This is a genomic window from Halovivax gelatinilyticus, from assembly GCF_024300625.1.
Lineage (GTDB): Archaea > Halobacteriota > Halobacteria > Halobacteriales > Natrialbaceae > Halovivax > Halovivax gelatinilyticus.
The window spans coordinates 3359842-3374006 of the sequence record NZ_CP101322.1; the positions used below are offsets into that span (position 1 = coordinate 3359842).

Sequence of the window (14165 nt, forward strand, 5' to 3'; positions counted from 1 at the left end):
ATTTATGCCTTCGTTTCCGCAACCGGTCGCGTGCGTTCGATCACTCGTCGGGGAGCGGCGGTTCGAGGTCGATCCAACCGGACGGACGACTCGTCGAACGCGACGTCGTTCGGTCGCCCCAAGGACCAGATTTATTGGAGCCGGCCGGTGCATCATCGGCATGGACGATTCGGACCTCGTATCGCGCACCGCCGACGTACTTTCGGTCGATGCGGACGCCTACCGGGAAACCGTCCTCGAAGAAGCCGACGACCTCAAGACGGCGCTCTCCGACGGTGTCTTCGACAACCCGCAGGCGATCGTCGGGTTCGAATACGAGTTCTACGCCGTCGACGCCGACGACGCATCCCTTGTTCGGGTCCCCCGCCGCCTGCTCGAACTCATCGGATTCGAGAAGGAACTGGGGCTTCACAACGCGGAGATGACGACCAGTCCGCAACCGCTCTCGGGGTACGGTCTCCGGGCTCAGGAGAACGAAGTCAAGGCGAGACTGGAGACCGCGCTCTCGGTCACCGACACGGAGGGAATGCGCCTGGTGAGCGATGGACTGTGGACGATTCCACCCGAAGGTGAGACAGCAACCGGGTACCTGACCGAGAGCGTCGACCAAGCAGTCGACGTCGACGGCGAACCCCGCCAGGTCACGATCGCGGCGAACATGAGCGACTCCGCTCGCTATCACGCCATGGCGAACACCGATCGAGCCCACGCGGCCGGGATGCGCATCGACGTGCCGAACGTCACCATCCAGGCCGATACCGTGATGCCGGAAAGCCTGATCACGTCGATTCAGCCCCACTATCAGGTGCCCCACGCGCCCGACTTGCCGGCGTACTTCAACTACGCCCTTCGTATCGCCGGTCCGCTGCTCGCCCTCGGCGTCAACTCGCCGTTCTTCCCGCCCGACTGCTACGACGACGGGACGACCGCCGAAGCCGTTCTCTCGGACGGGTGGATGGAACATCGCATCAGCGTCTTCGAGACCGTACTCAACGCGAACACGGAGGAACCGGGAAAGGTTCGGTTCCCCCAGGACCTGACGAGCACCGCCGAAGCGGTCGACCGCATCGCCGCAGACGACACCGTCGTACCGATGCCGGTCACCAGACACGGACGGTACGACGATCGCTTCGCTCACCTTCGCCAGACCCACGGGACCTACTGGCGGTGGGTTCGGCCGGTGTTCGACGGGGCGTCCCGGTCTGCGGCGAACGCGCGCATCGAATTTAGACCGATCCCGGCACAACCCACCGTTCGCGACTCGATCGCGTTTCAGGCCGTTTTCGCCGGACTCATGGAGAGTCTCACCCGGTTGGAACACCCGATCCAGCGTCTCGACTGGGAACTCGCGAGGGAGAATTTCTACGGCGCGATGCGCAACGGATTGGACGCAGACCTCTTCTGGATCACCAACGACGGACAGGAAACCACCGACGTCGAGACGCTGTACGAGGACCTGTTCGCCCACGCCGTGGACGGGTTGACTGCTCGAAGCGTCACGGCGAGTGACGCCACATCGTACGTCTATCCCCTCCGTACGCGCGTCGAGCGACACACCACTCCTGCATCCTGGAAACGATCTCACGTCAGCGAGCGCGTCGAAAACCAGGACGAGAGCCTCGCGACGGCGATCGAAGCAATGCAACGCGCCTACGTGGAGAATCAGACCCGAACGTTGCTCGACGGATCGTTCGTCGACTGGATGACGTGATTCGTGTTGCCTGAATAGGAAAACAGTCACGAACTGGTCGACGTGACAGGCGGTACGTCGTAGTGCAGGCCGTAGCCCTCGATAGACGCTACAACCGACCCCAGAGACTCGGTCGAACGTGACCTACGAGGCCGCAACACCTTAATCGTCACCGACGAAATTCCAGACCATGGTTACGTTCCTCTCGGGCGGGACGGGAACGCCGAAGGTGCTCGACGGGGCGACAGCGGCGTTTACGCCGGACGAAACGACAGTGGTGGTGAACACGGGAGACGACGTCGAACTGGGCGGACTCTTCGTCTCTCCAGACGTCGATACGCTTCTCTTTCAGGGCGGTGGGATTCTCGATCGAGAGACCTGGTGGGGGATCGAAAACGACACCCACCGGACCCACGAGACGCTCACCGAGCTCGCGGACGCCGCCGGTCGGACGCGCGAACCGACCTATCTTCCGGACGAACGACAGACGCAGGGTCGAGAGATCGCCAACTGGCGACGGTTCTCCGGGGTCGGCGAGTTCATGACGATCGGTGACCGCGACCGGGCGGTTCACCTCTTTCGGACGAGCCTGCTGGACGAGGGCAAGACGCTCTCCGAGGCCACCGAAGCGATCGCCCGCGCGTTCGGCATCACGATCGACATCTTACCGATGAGCGACGATCCGGTTTCGACGCTGATTCACACCGACGACGGGACGATGCACTTTCAGGAGTTCTGGGTCGCTCGCGGCGGGGAACCGTCAGTCCAGAACGTCGAATTCCGCGGGTCGGCCGACGCTACTGCGGCCCCTGGCGTTCTCGACGCGCTCTCTGACGTCGTGGTCGTCGGCCCGTCGAATCCCGTAACGAGTATCGGGCCGATGCTCTCGCTCCCGGGCGTTGGCGATGCGCTCGCCCAGACGCCCGTCGTCGCGGTCTCTCCGTTCGTCGGATCGGACGCGTTCTCGGGTCCCGCCGGGACGCTGATGGACGCCGTCGGCGCTCCGCCGAGCACTGAGGGACTCGCATCGGTCTATCCGTTCGCCGACGCGTTCGTGATCGACGAAACGGACGACGCGTCGCTCGACAGACCCACGGTGGAAACCGATATCACGATCGATTCACCGGCGGACGCACAGCGGGTGGTAGCGGCCATCGCGCGAGCCATCGACCTGGTCGAGTGAACCGTGACCGAACCGCTGTTCGAACCGCGGCTGGCGCTCGCAAGTCTCAGCGGGGAGTCAGACGCGGCCTGGGCGCGTGCGGGTGCAACTGCGGCCGGGGCGGCCTTCCTCGGCGGGATCGCCCTCTGTGATCGATCCCGCGACGCGGCTCGCGACCTGGTCGCCCGCGGTCGCTCCGAGTTTCTCCCCGAGGATCCGATTTCGTTCGTCGACACCCAGCTAGAGGCGCTGGCTGACGTCGCTATCCGACCGGGCGTAAACGTCCGCTCGACGGACGTCGAGGCTATCGTCGCCGTCGCGGAGCGCTGTCACGCTCACGGAGCGCTGCTCGAGATCAACGCCCACTGTCGACAGGAGGAACTGTGCGCCATCGGCTGTGGCGAGACGTTGCTCCGGGATACGAGCAGACTCGCCGCGTACGTCGAGCGCTGTCGCGACAGTGGCGCGCCCGTCGGCGTGAAAGTGAGAGCGGAGGTGTCCGGCGTCGATCTGGCGTCGACCGCCCGGAGAGTGGACGACGCTGGCGCTTCGTTCATCCACGTCGACGCGATGGACTCGCCGGCGGTCATCGAGGACGTTTCGTCCGCGACGGATCTCTTCGTAATCGCCAACAACGGCGTTCGGAGGATCGAAAGCGTCGCCGAATACGTTTCCTACGGCGCTGACGCGGTCAGTATCGGCCGCCCGAGCGACGATCCTGCCCTTCGACAGGTCGTGTCTCAAGCGGTCGAATCCGCGTACGAATCGACCGAAGCGTCACCGGTGTCGTCCGAACAATAGCTAAGGCGCAGTGGCCACGAGAGTACGTATGGACGAGTCGGTCGGAGAGGGAGAACACGCGGTCGATCACGTTCGTCCGTCAGCGTACGCGCAACTCGCGTTGTTGCTAGAGGTCTCCGGAACGCCAAAACCCGGAAACGTCGATCGGTCGCGAGACCTCGGCTCGCTCAGATTCGAGCACTTTCTCGCCGGCGCGGTCGGTGCGAGACCCGGATTCGAACTGGCCGAAGCCGGTGAATCGATCGGTCGGTCGTTCGAGCGCGCCGTCGAGGGAATGGCGCAAAACGGCGGCGAAAACACGCAGTTCGGGTCGCTCCTTTTGCTCGTACCGCTCGTCTCCGCCGCCCGGACTACCCTGAGCAGAGAAGCCGTCGACCGCGTCACCGCCGACACGACGGTCGACGATGCGGCGGCGTTCTATCGGGCGTTCGATCACGTCGACGTACGCGTCTCCGATCCACCCGAACACGCGTCGGCGCTCGACGTTCGTCGAGGTTCGGCGGCTATACCCGCCGTCCGCGAACGCGGCCTGTCACTCCGGTCGATCCTCGAACTCGGCGTTCCCGGCGACGACGTCGCCAGGGAGTGGGTCCGCGGGTACGACCGATCGTTCGCCGCCGCGGACCGACTCGAATCCGTCGACGGAACGCTCTCAGACCGGGCGGCCCGCGTCTACCTCGAACTCCTCGCCGACCGACCGGACACGCTCGTCGCAACCGCACACGATGAATCGGTCGCGGCCGACGTCAGCGAGCGCGCCACACAACTGGTCGCACGCGACGCCTTCGAAACGGATCGAGAAGCCGTCTGTGCCTTCGCCGACGAACTCGTCGACCGAGGGGTCAATCCCGGGACGACGGCAGATATAACCGCCGCCGGTCTCTTCATCGCGCTCGAACGAGGAGGGATCGATCTGTGACCGATATCGAAGACGATGACCGGGTCGAAGCGTCGTTCGACTCGTTCGACCCGACTGCCTCGAGCGACGAGCGGGCGAGGGACGGGGACGACTCGACGAACGACGGCGAGTGGCCGGTTGCCATCTCCGGCGTGGTAGAGTCGCTCGTGACGACGCGCGGACCGAACGATCGGTGGAATATGGCACCGCTCGGTTTGTTCGGCGGGTCGCCCGTGACGGCGACGACCTGGGGGACGACGCGAACGAGGCGGAATTTCGAACGGACGGGACTCGGCTACGTCCAGTTCAGTACCGATCCGATCGTTTTCGTCGACGCGGCGCTCTCCATCGTCGAATTCGACGATCCAGTGTTCGACGGCGCCGACGCCTGGGTTCGCGTCGAACCGACGGCGATCGAATTGGGCAGCGAACACGGCACGGAGTGGGTTCGCTGGCGACTCGATCCGGACTCCGCGTCGGTCAGGAATCGGCGCGTTCCGACGATTTCGCGCGCGTTTGGGGCGGTGGTCGAAGCCAGCGTCGCCGCCTCGAGACTCGATTTACCGCAGTACGACGCCGAGTGCGGGCTGGCGATCATCGAACGGGCCGGGGCCATCGTCGACCGAACTGGCAATTCACGGACCAGGCGCGCATACGAGCGATTGCGCGCTCGCGTCGACGAAAGAGACGACGAGTGCTAACACGCACCCGACGTCTGCGCCGCCTGAACTGAGTTCAGGCCGACCGTGTTGATGCATCAACAACACGAACTATCGACACGTATTTCACTCATATGCTCAGTTCGGTAGCATGGTATTTCACATCGGCAAAGCAACCAGCGTGTATTTCAAGACGATGCCGTTCGTGTTACTACGGCTTCTCGTCGGAGCGCTACTCGGCGTGTTCGCTATCGTGTACTTCGGCGTCATCGGCTTCGTCGCGTTTCGCCTACTCGATGCCGAGGCGGTCTCGACCTGGATCGCCGTGATCGGGCTCATCATCGCGCTCGGCCTGTTCGTCGGAATCCTCCGACTCGTTAGCCGGTACGTCCTCTATCTGGTCAAAGCCGCACACATCGCCGTCATCGCCCACATCGTCGAAACTGGAACGGTTCCGGAAAATCAGCTCTCGTTCGGCAAGAACGCGGTGAAAGAACGGTTTGCGGAGGCGAGCGGCTTGTTCGCGCTCGATCAACTCGTCAAAGCCGTCTTAAAGCAGTTCAACAACGGCATCTTCTCCCCTGGCAGGCTACTACCGACGACCGGGGCCATCGGTCAGCTGATTCGAATGGCAAAGCGAGCGATTGCGATCGCCGTCTCGTACATCGACGAGGCGATCCTGGCGTACATCTTCATCAGCGACGAGACGAACAGCTGGCGTGCCGCCCGAGACGGTCTGGTTCTCTACGCGAAACAGTGGAAACCCGTCCTGGCGACAACGATGGCTATCGTGATCGCCATGTATCTCGTCACCATCGCTGCGTTACTCGCGCTGACGCCGCTGGCATCCGTCCTCGGTGGGCTCGCTCCAACCTACGAAGCGCTCGGCTGGGTGATCGTCGTGGCCCTCGCGCTCGTCTTCTACACGGGGTTTCTAAAACCGTGGGTCAAAACCGTCGTGATAACGACCTTCCTCATCGAACAGCGCGATAGCACGCCCGACAGCGAGACGCTCGACTCGATCGCAAACCGATCAGACCGATTCAGCGAACTCTTGGCCAAAGCGGACGAAGCGGATGCAGCCGATGAAGACCGGAAAACGCCGGCGACGGCGTAACCGGAGCGATCGGTTCTCGCTCGCCACGCTGGCGTTAGGAGTACGCACAGTCGACGGCGTCGGCCGACCGACCGATGCGAAACGGTGTCTATTAAGGGCTGGACGTCAGAACGACTGGTATGGCCATCAAACCCGCCTACGTGAAGAAGACGGCGACGCTCCTGCTGGAGCGCTACCCGGAGGCGTTCACGGACGACTTCGAACAGAACAAAGAGAGCGTCACGAAACTCACCAACATCGAATCGAAAGGCGTGAGAAACCGGGTTGCGGGCTACGTCACGCGTAAGAACCGAACGCCCGTCGCGGCCTGATCGGGTTCTTCTGGATACGATTTACCCACTCGGTGACGACAGTGTCCGTATTGTTTGTCGGTCTAGTTCCTAGGTAGCGGAGTAACGAACAAGCTAGAAAGACTCGCCGCGATCGGTCAGTGCGTCGTCTCCGGATTCCAGGAGAAGTCCATGACTACTGCCAGGACGAACGCGGCGAGACCGACGATCGCCGCGGCGAAACTACGAAGGACGGGTTGCAGTGGGTCGTACGGGTCGGCTGGGATTAACTGGTTCCAGATGTCCATGTACACCATCAGTATCTCCGCCGTGGCGTACAGGATGAGTACGACTCCTGCGATCAACAAGAGTCGGTTGATGATCGCGCCCTCCAGCAACGTATCGCGGACCGGATCAGTGACTTTCTCGAACATAGTTGGTGAGTGATGACGTAACTCCGCTGGCGAACCCGAGCGATTCACCGTCGGAATTACGGTCGTTGCGTGGAGATTTGGCTCCCGGCGCTTAATCTCTTCTATCTTCAAGCGCGAACGGGCCACCGCACTACGAGCGGTCGTTCGCTGCTCGACTCCCCAGTCCAACGAACTCGGTTCTGACAGCCACGACCCATGCGAGACGATGGCCAAAGCCCACATTTGCATGCACCCAAACTGTTTTCCTCGGCCGTGTCCGAGACGAATTCGATGACCGTACGTGTTGGAATACTGGGGGCGACTGGCGCCGTTGGACAGCGTCTCGTCGAGTTGCTTGCGCCCCATCCCCAGTTCGAAATTGCCGCCCTGACCGCCAGTGAATCGAGTGCCGATTCCGCCTATCGATCCGTCGCCAAGTGGCGAACCGGATCGCCGATGCCGGAATCCGTCGCCGATATGATGGTATCTCCGACCGAGCCGGTCGCAGTCTCCGACGACGTCGAGTTGCTGTTCTCCGCGTTGCCATCGTCCGTCGCCTCGACGGTCGAATCGGCGTTCTGCGAGGCGGGGTATCTCGTCTCGTCGAACTCATCGAACGAACGAATGGCCGAGGACGTGCCGCTCGTTATTCCCGAAGTCAACGCCGATCACATAGAGCTACTCGAAATCCAGCGCGACGAGCGCGGCTGGGACGGCGCCCTGGTGAAAAATCCTAACTGCTCGACTATCACGTTCGTTCCGACGCTCGATGCGCTCTCTGCGTTCGGCGTCGAACGCGTTCACGTCGCAACACTCCAGGCGGTCTCCGGGGCCGGCTACGACGGCGTCTCCTCGATGGAGATCATCGACAACGCGATACCACACATCGGAGGTGAGGAGTCGAAGCTCGAATCCGAGTCGCGAAAGCTCCTCGGTTCGTTCGACGGATCGTCGCTCAGTCTCGATCCAGTCGACGTCGGCGCCTCGTGTAATCGGATTCCGACACTCGACGGTCACCTGGAGAACGTCTGGGTGGAGACGACAGAGTCAATGACCGTCGACGACGTCAGGGAGGCGATGGAACGCTACCCGTCACTTCCCCTCAATTCCTCGCCTGATCCGCTGATCTACGTCCTGGATCAGCCGGATCGACCCCAGCCGCGCCTCGATCGGAATCGCGGCGACGGGATGGCGATCAGCGTCGGGGGCATTCGCGAATCGACGTTCGGAATCCAGTACAACTGCCTCGCTCACAACACCATCCGCGGAGCCGCGGGTGCGAGCGTCCTCAACGGGGAGTTGTTGCTCAAAGAAGGGTATCTGTAACGCGATCATCGTCGACCGAACGGCTTAATCGGTGGCCCGTGACACATCAGCATATGCAAGTCGCCGTACTCGGTGCCGGAACGATGGGACGAGGAATCGCCCAGGTCTGTGCACAGGCCGGGAACGAAGTGCGCATTCGTGATCTCGACGACCAACTGGTCGACGACGGAATCGATGCGATCGCCGAGACGCTCCAGGGAGGCGTCGACCGGCAGAAAGTAACCCCGTCGGAGCGTCGTGAGACGCTCGATCGAATCGACGGAACGACGGATCTGGCCGGGGCCGTCGACGGTGCGGACGTGGTGATCGAAGCGGTTCCCGAAGACCTCGAGTTGAAGCGTGAAACGTTCGCACAAATCGAACCGTCGGTTGCCGACGAGACGATCATCGCGTCGAACACTTCCTCGCTCTCGGTGACGGCGATTTCGAACGTGTTGGACACGCCCGGGCGGGCAATCGGGCTGCACTTTTTCAACCCGGTTCACCTGATGGATCTCGTCGAGATCGTCGTTCCGGGCCAGGCGACACCTGAGACGGTCGCGTTCGCCGAATCGTTCGTCGAGGAACTGGGTAAGGAACCGATCACCGTCGAAGACACGGCTGGGTTCGCTTCGTCACGACTCGGCATCGCGCTCGGAGTCGAAGCGATCCGCATGCTCGAAACTGGCGTGGCGGGTCCGCGAGACATCGACCGGGCGATGACGATCGGGTACAACCACCCGATGGGCCCCATCGAGTTGACCGACGTCGTCGGCCTCGACGTACGCCTGGACATACTCGAACACCTTCGGGACGAACTCGGCGAGCGATTCCGACCGCCACAGCTGCTCAGACGACAGGTCCGTGCCGGCCACCTCGGGAAGAAAACGGGCGAGGGGTTCTATCAGTGGGAAGATGGGGAAATCGTCGGGGTAAGCGATTCCATCACCGGAACCGTCGGGGGTGACGCCGATGAGTGATCGATCGAGTGACGTGCTCGAACGGTCCTACGAGACGATCGAGGTCTCGATCGGCGACCACGCCGAACACGTCGCTACGGTGACGATCGATCGGCCCGAGGCCCGAAACGCGCTGAACGCCGCCGTAAGAGACGAACTCAAAGACGCACTGGCGAGTCTCGAATCTGACGATCGCGTGCGCGTTCTCGTACTTACCGGGTCGGACGACGCCAAGGCATTCGTCGCCGGCGCGGACGTCGCCGAGTTGCGCGAGCGAGGACTGGTCGATCAACGAGAAAAAAGCACGCCGCCGCGGGTATACGAATACGTCGACGAACTCGATCTTCCCGTCATCGCCCGTCTCAACGGACACGCGCTGGGTGGCGGCTGCGAACTGGCGACAGCCTGTGACGTTCGAATCGCCGACGAACGGGCCAAGCTCGGTCAACCGGAGATATCGCTGGGATTGATCCCCGGCGGTGGTGCGACACAACGACTGCCTCGTCTGATCGGAGAGGGCCAGGCGATGCGGCTCATCTGTTCGGGAGAGCTGATCGACGCGACGGAAGCGGCACAGATCGGACTGGTCGAAACCGTCTGTTCGCCGGACGAACTCGACGACGAAGTCTACGGCCTAGCCGAATCGATGGCCCAGCACAGCCCGCTCGCACTCGAATACGCGACGCGAGCCATCAGGGCGAGCGCCCGGTATCCGTTAGACCAGGGTATCGAGTACGAAACGGAGCTGTTCGTCCAGCTGTTCGCGACCGAGGATAAGAACGAGGGTATCGACGCATTCTTCGAAGATCGAGACCCCGAGTGGCGAGGGAGATAAGCAGACCGACGGTGGGAACCTGATCGTCGATTACAGCGTCAATTTGACGGTCGGTATCGGAGACACGCAACACGATACGAACGAAAACAACGAAGCGGCTGGTCCTGACGGTGCCGATGGCTCAATCGGCGGATACCGGATGTGAACTGGTGTTGGCGCTGGCGGGTACGTCGTCTACCGTCTCCTTCGGCCCGTTTACGAACATCGCGTGTCCGATGAGCACCGAGGCAACTAGCGCCCCGATGGGAACGGCGATCGACGTCGGAATGCCGACGATGCTGAGGACGGTCGCAATTCCGAGCAGCGACGCCGGGATGAGCGTCAGGACGATGTCGTAATAGTGAGCCATATCTATTGCATACTACGGGAAACAGGTATATAATGATTTCCCATAATCAGCTGGTACTTGACGCGTCTCGCACGGGTATTTGGGGTACAACATGTCGATAACTTACGCGTTGGTTTTGAGTTCTCGATTGTGGAGTGGATAGGTGAGTGAGTTCGAACTGACCGGAGCGCCAGATGGCTGTCTCGCTTCTGCGGGAGGTACCGACCGACACCTAGCCCTCGGTCGCCACCACTGATCGGTACAATTCGTACCCAACGTGAATACCGAGGAGGAAACACAGTCCGAGTCCGGTAAAGACCGCGGTGAACTCCCAGGGAACGCCGCCCGGGAGAAACGGACTCCCTCGAAGAAGAAAGCCCAGATTTGCCGCCGCGAGCCAGCATATCGCCAGCCAGCCGAGGTATTTTATCGAGCGTTGCGGTGAATCGTTCTCGTACAGCCCACCGACCGACGATACCACCAGCCAGGCGACGAGAAAAGGTACAACGGCTCGTGCAGCGTCTATCGGTGCGGAGACGGGCGACATTCCGTGCGAATATTGTCCGACGAGTACGAGACCGGTGATCGCGATCAGATCGAGACCGAGACGTAGATGCCGGTCTCGTCGAACCGTCGAAGATCGACCTGGTGAGAACGCCATTGACGTTCGTATTGTTCGAAGGCGCTATGAGTCTCCCGGATTCCATCTCTCGACGAACAACACCCCAACAGCACTCTCATCGCGGTCATCGATCGTTCTCCTGGATGTTTCCACGCGGCGTTGCCAGCAACAGAGGGTAGAACTAATATATCACCTGCTCGTATGGTTTACCAGATGGGTGTCGCAAACGAACGACGTGAAGGATGTGATGGCTGTGATCGGACGATGGCAGTCGGCGAGCTCCGAACCGTCTCGATGCCCGATGGAAACGCACTGGCCTGTTGTCCACAGTGTGAACCGCACGCTCGATCCGCCGCCGAAAAACTCGAAGAGCTCGACACCAATCGCGATCAGTGTGACGGCTGTAGAGAAGAATTCAAGACGAGTTCGTTAACGGACGTCGTTCTCACCGACGGGACCGTCATTACGGTGTGTCCAACCTGCATCCGTGAGGTGCCAGGAAATACGTCATACAGCGAAGAGACACGTGCCGGAACCGAAGAGACGACCGAGATCGCTCGGCGTAAGAACCTCTGTAGCCAGTGTCACGAGTGGTGTGACGAGGAACTCTATCGCGTCACCTTGCTCGACGAACGCACCGAAGAACTTTGTAACGCGTGTAAGTCGTCCGCCGATTCGAAGGGAATCGTACTCGACGTCAAAATGCGAAAGACCGAGGCTCGTGACATACTCGGCATCGACCACGGTGCCGACGACCGAACCATCCGTCAGGCGTTTCTCACCCAGATCAAACACGCACACCCCGACCGAAAGACGGGTAGTCGCGAGGCGTTTAGACTCGTCAAAGCGGCCTACGATCGCCTCGCGTGAGTGTCAGACCCGTCGACCGGTGGGGTAGCCGGTTATCCAGTCATTGAAGCGCTGGGACTCGAACCTTCTCAGACCAGCGTACTATTCGTGAAACCGATGTTACGGCGAGCCATCCTCGCGTCTGACGAAGCCGATCGTCGCGGGATCGAAGTAGTACGTCGACGAACAGACGTCACACGTCGCTTCGAGTAACTTTCCGTGTTTGTGTAATTTCCACAGTTTCGTTTGACCGAGTTCCAGATCCAGGGTGACAGGGTGGCCACAATCGGCGAGTGTGCAGGGGAATCTTATGTACCAGTTCGGTACCGATAGCGCACCGAGTGGTGCCAGCTCAGAGCGGAGTCGACAGAGTAAGTTGAAAACGGTGAACGACGGATTATCTCGATCGATCGTGACTCCCTCGACTCCGTCGACGAATCCGCCGGTCCGCCTCTCGGTGTCGTAGAGTGGCAAAACGGGGATGCCCTTCGCGATGGCGTAGCCGATCTCCTGGTTGATCCACTTACTGTTCTCAGACTCACCGGTGAGAACGGCGACGACGATGTCGCTGTTTGCCAATCTGCCTTCCAACCGCTCGCGACTCCGACCGGATTCGATCTCTTCGAGTGCCAGGTGGACCCCGAACGGGAAATTCTTGATCGTCGAAAAGAGTTCCTGAACTAACGCTAGGTCCCCGGGATCGTGTGAAACGAATACCTGTTCACCGGTCATCGTCAGTTGGTCTAGAGAGCGTGCAGAGCGTTATTAATGTATCTACATTCTGGTGCTCCTTTGTTACGATAATTAGCAAATGTCGTGGTTGATCGCTACTGCAACTCGTTATCGGTTAGTGAACTGTACAAATTTGTGGCGCGGTTACAGCGGGTCTACGAGGCCAGAAAGCGCCGCTTGCGGGTCGTCCGCTTTCGCGACACCGCTCGCGAGTAACACGCCATCTGCACCGAGTTCGCTAGCTGCCATAACGTCCGCCCCCGTCGAAATCCCGGCTCCACAGAGCACGTCGATCGAGTCATCGACGGCGGTGACGGCGGCGACCGCATCCTCGACGATGTCCGGATCTGCCTTGCTCACGGGCGTCCCCGTTCCGATGAGTTCCGGCGGTTCGACGGCGATCGAATCCGGACCGAGCGCCGCGACCGCACCGCACTGAGCGGGATTGTTCGCACAGACGATCGTCTCCAGTCCTGTGCGCTGACACGCACGAATCGCAGAATCGATATCCGCCAGTTTCAGCCGCCGTTCGGAGTGATTGAGCAGCGTCCCCGCCGCTCCCGCCGCGGCGACTGATTCGGCGAGCGTCGAGCCGGTGTTACTTCCGGGCTTGATCGGATCGACGTGCTGCGCCCAGGTTTCGACGCCAGTCTCAGAAACATCGGCCAGTGATGGTGTCTGTGGCGCGATAGCGAGTCTCGCGTCGGTCTGATCTTCCACCCTGGCAGCCGCCCGAGCGACAGCCATCGGATCACACGGGTACGTCTTACAGTTGACGAGAACGAACATACTCCATCAGCGCCCCGGAAGCAGGAAAAAGATTCCGAGTTTTCCACCGACGGCGCTAGCAGCGATCGAATGGTACTCCGAATGGTGAGCCGCTACCGTGATCGCTCAGTCTTTCCGTTTGACCACGTCACCGAGGGTGTAACTGCCGGTCGAGGAGCCGCCTTCCCACTCGGTATCGTCCGGAGCGTCCCGCTCGCCGGTTAACGAGACGTCGAAGTATCGCTCCAGTTTCGACTGGACGCGATCGCTCGGCAACGTTTCACCTCGCTCTAGTTTGCGGATGAGGCTCGCCTTTTCGTTTAGCTCGTTTGCGAGATCAGATTGGCTGAGTCCAGCGTCTTCGCGAGCCGACCGTATCCGATCGTCGTAGTCTGCGGCCAGTTCGTCCATTTCGTCGAACATATCGGATCGGGACGAGCTACCGCCGGAGCGACCGCCGCCTCCCGTACCGGCGGACCCCGACGTCGAACTCGACGAACTGTTTGACTGACCGCCGCCGCTCGAACTCGTCGAATACTTCGTCGACGTACTCGACGTCGACCCCGGCGTCTGCACCTCGGTACCGAAATCGGTGCAGTTCGAACAGACGTCCAGTTTCGCGCCTTCGACTTTGATCTTCCTCGGAGAGCCCGTCTCGGCGCCACACATCTCACACTGAACCATACGTGTTGGTATATCGTCGCCCCAGATAAAGGATGCGCCCGGGTGCCAATCGACCGGAACCGACCGAAATACTC

At 61.2% G+C, this 14165-nt stretch carries 17 protein-coding genes; 11 read left to right on the forward strand and 6 right to left on the reverse strand.

What is annotated here, in order from left to right; genetic code table 11:
- Positions 1-160 precede the first annotated feature (160 nt).
- From NKH31_RS15945 to NKH31_RS15975, 7 genes are all read left to right on the forward strand, one after another.
- Entirely contained in the window at positions 161-1711 is a 1551-nt protein-coding gene (locus tag NKH31_RS15945; protein ID WP_254862778.1) for a glutamate-cysteine ligase family protein, read from the forward strand.
- Between the two features lie 169 nt (positions 1712-1880).
- Entirely contained in the window at positions 1881-2873 is a 993-nt protein-coding gene (gene cofD, locus NKH31_RS15950) for a 2-phospho-L-lactate transferase (protein WP_254862779.1), read from the forward strand.
- 15 nt (positions 2874-2888) lie between these two features.
- On the forward strand, positions 2889-3653 hold the full coding sequence (locus NKH31_RS15955; RefSeq protein WP_254864829.1) for a tRNA-dihydrouridine synthase: 765 nt from the start codon (positions 2889-2891) through the stop codon (positions 3651-3653).
- Between the two features lie 28 nt (positions 3654-3681).
- On the forward strand, positions 3682-4572 hold the full coding sequence (locus tag NKH31_RS15960; RefSeq protein WP_254862780.1) for a triphosphoribosyl-dephospho-CoA synthase: 891 nt from the start codon (positions 3682-3684) through the stop codon (positions 4570-4572).
- Positions 4573-4577: 5 nt separating this feature from the next.
- Positions 4578-5252 carry a DUF447 domain-containing protein gene (locus NKH31_RS15965; protein ID WP_425492326.1) on the forward strand — a complete coding sequence of 225 codons (675 nt, stop codon included), beginning with the start codon at positions 4578-4580 and terminating at the stop codon, positions 5250-5252.
- A gap of 109 nt (positions 5253-5361) precedes the next feature.
- Complete coding sequence (locus NKH31_RS15970) at positions 5362-6327, forward strand: hypothetical protein (RefSeq protein WP_254862781.1); 966 nt, start codon at positions 5362-5364, stop codon at positions 6325-6327.
- Positions 6328-6446: 119 nt separating this feature from the next.
- The gene (locus NKH31_RS15975; protein ID WP_254862782.1) at positions 6447-6638 is read left to right on the forward strand and encodes a 30S ribosomal protein S17e; all 192 of its coding nucleotides are present in this window, start codon (positions 6447-6449) and stop codon (positions 6636-6638) included.
- 116 nt (positions 6639-6754) lie between these two features.
- Here the strand turns inward: NKH31_RS15975 and NKH31_RS15980 are convergent, their stop codons facing one another.
- Positions 6755-7030, reverse strand: coding sequence for a hypothetical protein (locus NKH31_RS15980; protein ID WP_254862783.1), 276 nt, complete (start codon positions 7028-7030; stop codon positions 6755-6757).
- 270 nt (positions 7031-7300) lie between these two features.
- Here NKH31_RS15980 and asd point away from each other — a divergent pair, with 270 nt between their 5' ends.
- Genes asd through NKH31_RS15995 form a run of 3 tightly spaced genes read left to right on the forward strand, consistent with a single transcriptional unit; the run spans position 7301 to position 10108 of the window.
- Positions 7301-8335 (forward strand): aspartate-semialdehyde dehydrogenase, encoded by a 1035-nt coding sequence (gene asd / locus NKH31_RS15985; RefSeq protein ID WP_254862784.1) that lies wholly within the window; start codon positions 7301-7303, stop codon positions 8333-8335.
- Between the two features lie 53 nt (positions 8336-8388).
- Positions 8389-9294 (forward strand): 3-hydroxyacyl-CoA dehydrogenase family protein, encoded by a 906-nt coding sequence (locus NKH31_RS15990; RefSeq protein WP_254862785.1) that lies wholly within the window; start codon positions 8389-8391, stop codon positions 9292-9294.
- Complete coding sequence (locus NKH31_RS15995; protein WP_254862786.1) at positions 9287-10108, forward strand: enoyl-CoA hydratase/isomerase family protein; 822 nt, start codon at positions 9287-9289, stop codon at positions 10106-10108. Before NKH31_RS15990 ends, NKH31_RS15995 begins: the two co-directional genes overlap by 8 nt.
- A 121-nt stretch (positions 10109-10229) precedes the next feature.
- Here the strand turns inward: NKH31_RS15995 and NKH31_RS16000 are convergent, their stop codons facing one another.
- On the reverse strand, positions 10230-10457 hold the full coding sequence (locus tag NKH31_RS16000; RefSeq protein ID WP_254862787.1) for a DUF8015 family protein: 228 nt from the start codon (positions 10455-10457) through the stop codon (positions 10230-10232).
- Positions 10458-10668: 211 nt separating this feature from the next.
- A complete protein-coding gene (locus NKH31_RS16005; RefSeq protein ID WP_256547899.1) occupies positions 10669-11097 on the reverse strand; it encodes a DUF3054 domain-containing protein in 429 nt (142 codons plus the stop codon).
- A gap of 174 nt (positions 11098-11271) precedes the next feature.
- On the opposite strand from NKH31_RS16005, the gene NKH31_RS16010 reads away from it, so the two are divergent.
- Positions 11272-11928, forward strand: coding sequence for a J domain-containing protein (locus NKH31_RS16010; RefSeq protein WP_254862789.1), 657 nt, complete (start codon positions 11272-11274; stop codon positions 11926-11928).
- A gap of 99 nt (positions 11929-12027) precedes the next feature.
- On the opposite strand, the gene NKH31_RS16015 is transcribed toward NKH31_RS16010, so the two are convergent.
- The 3 genes from NKH31_RS16015 to NKH31_RS16025 all read right to left on the reverse strand — a co-directional run bounded on the left by NKH31_RS16015 (position 12028) and on the right by NKH31_RS16025 (position 14091).
- Positions 12028-12639, reverse strand: coding sequence for a toll/interleukin-1 receptor domain-containing protein (locus tag NKH31_RS16015; protein WP_254862790.1), 612 nt, complete (start codon positions 12637-12639; stop codon positions 12028-12030).
- A 144-nt stretch (positions 12640-12783) separates the two neighbouring features.
- Positions 12784-13428, reverse strand: coding sequence for a triose-phosphate isomerase (gene tpiA, locus NKH31_RS16020; protein ID WP_254862791.1), 645 nt, complete (start codon positions 13426-13428; stop codon positions 12784-12786).
- A gap of 105 nt (positions 13429-13533) precedes the next feature.
- Positions 13534-14091: a multiprotein bridging factor aMBF1 gene (locus NKH31_RS16025; protein ID WP_254862792.1), complete on the reverse strand. Its 558-nt coding sequence runs from the start codon at positions 14089-14091 to the stop codon at positions 13534-13536.
- Positions 14092-14165 lie beyond the last annotated feature (74 nt).

What these genes read in the sequence shown, in the direction of transcription:
- NKH31_RS15945 (WP_254862778.1), top strand. Translation starts at nt 161, where the DNA reads ATGGACGATTCGGACCTCGTATCGCGCACCGCCGACGTACTTTCGGTC.
- cofD (WP_254862779.1), top strand. Translation starts at nt 1,881, where the DNA reads ATGGTTACGTTCCTCTCGGGCGGGACGGGAACGCCGAAGGTGCTCGAC.
- NKH31_RS15960 (WP_254862780.1), top strand. Translation starts at nt 3,682, where the DNA reads ATGGACGAGTCGGTCGGAGAGGGAGAACACGCGGTCGATCACGTTCGT.
- NKH31_RS15970 (WP_254862781.1), top strand. Translation starts at nt 5,362, where the DNA reads ATGGTATTTCACATCGGCAAAGCAACCAGCGTGTATTTCAAGACGATG.
- NKH31_RS15975 (WP_254862782.1), top strand. Translation starts at nt 6,447, where the DNA reads ATGGCCATCAAACCCGCCTACGTGAAGAAGACGGCGACGCTCCTGCTG.
- NKH31_RS15980 (WP_254862783.1), bottom strand. Translation starts at nt 7,030, where the DNA reads ATGTTCGAGAAAGTCACTGATCCGGTCCGCGATACGTTGCTGGAGGGC.
- asd (WP_254862784.1), top strand. Translation starts at nt 7,301, where the DNA reads ATGACCGTACGTGTTGGAATACTGGGGGCGACTGGCGCCGTTGGACAG.
- NKH31_RS15990 (WP_254862785.1), top strand. Translation starts at nt 8,389, where the DNA reads ATGCAAGTCGCCGTACTCGGTGCCGGAACGATGGGACGAGGAATCGCC.
- NKH31_RS15995 (WP_254862786.1), top strand. Translation starts at nt 9,287, where the DNA reads ATGAGTGATCGATCGAGTGACGTGCTCGAACGGTCCTACGAGACGATC.
- NKH31_RS16000 (WP_254862787.1), bottom strand. Translation starts at nt 10,457, where the DNA reads ATGGCTCACTATTACGACATCGTCCTGACGCTCATCCCGGCGTCGCTG.
- NKH31_RS16005 (WP_256547899.1), bottom strand. Translation starts at nt 11,097, where the DNA reads ATGGCGTTCTCACCAGGTCGATCTTCGACGGTTCGACGAGACCGGCAT.
- NKH31_RS16010 (WP_254862789.1), top strand. Translation starts at nt 11,272, where the DNA reads ATGGGTGTCGCAAACGAACGACGTGAAGGATGTGATGGCTGTGATCGG.
- NKH31_RS16015 (WP_254862790.1), bottom strand. Translation starts at nt 12,639, where the DNA reads ATGACCGGTGAACAGGTATTCGTTTCACACGATCCCGGGGACCTAGCG.
- tpiA (WP_254862791.1), bottom strand. Translation starts at nt 13,428, where the DNA reads ATGTTCGTTCTCGTCAACTGTAAGACGTACCCGTGTGATCCGATGGCT.
- NKH31_RS16025 (WP_254862792.1), bottom strand. Translation starts at nt 14,091, where the DNA reads ATGGTTCAGTGTGAGATGTGTGGCGCCGAGACGGGCTCTCCGAGGAAG.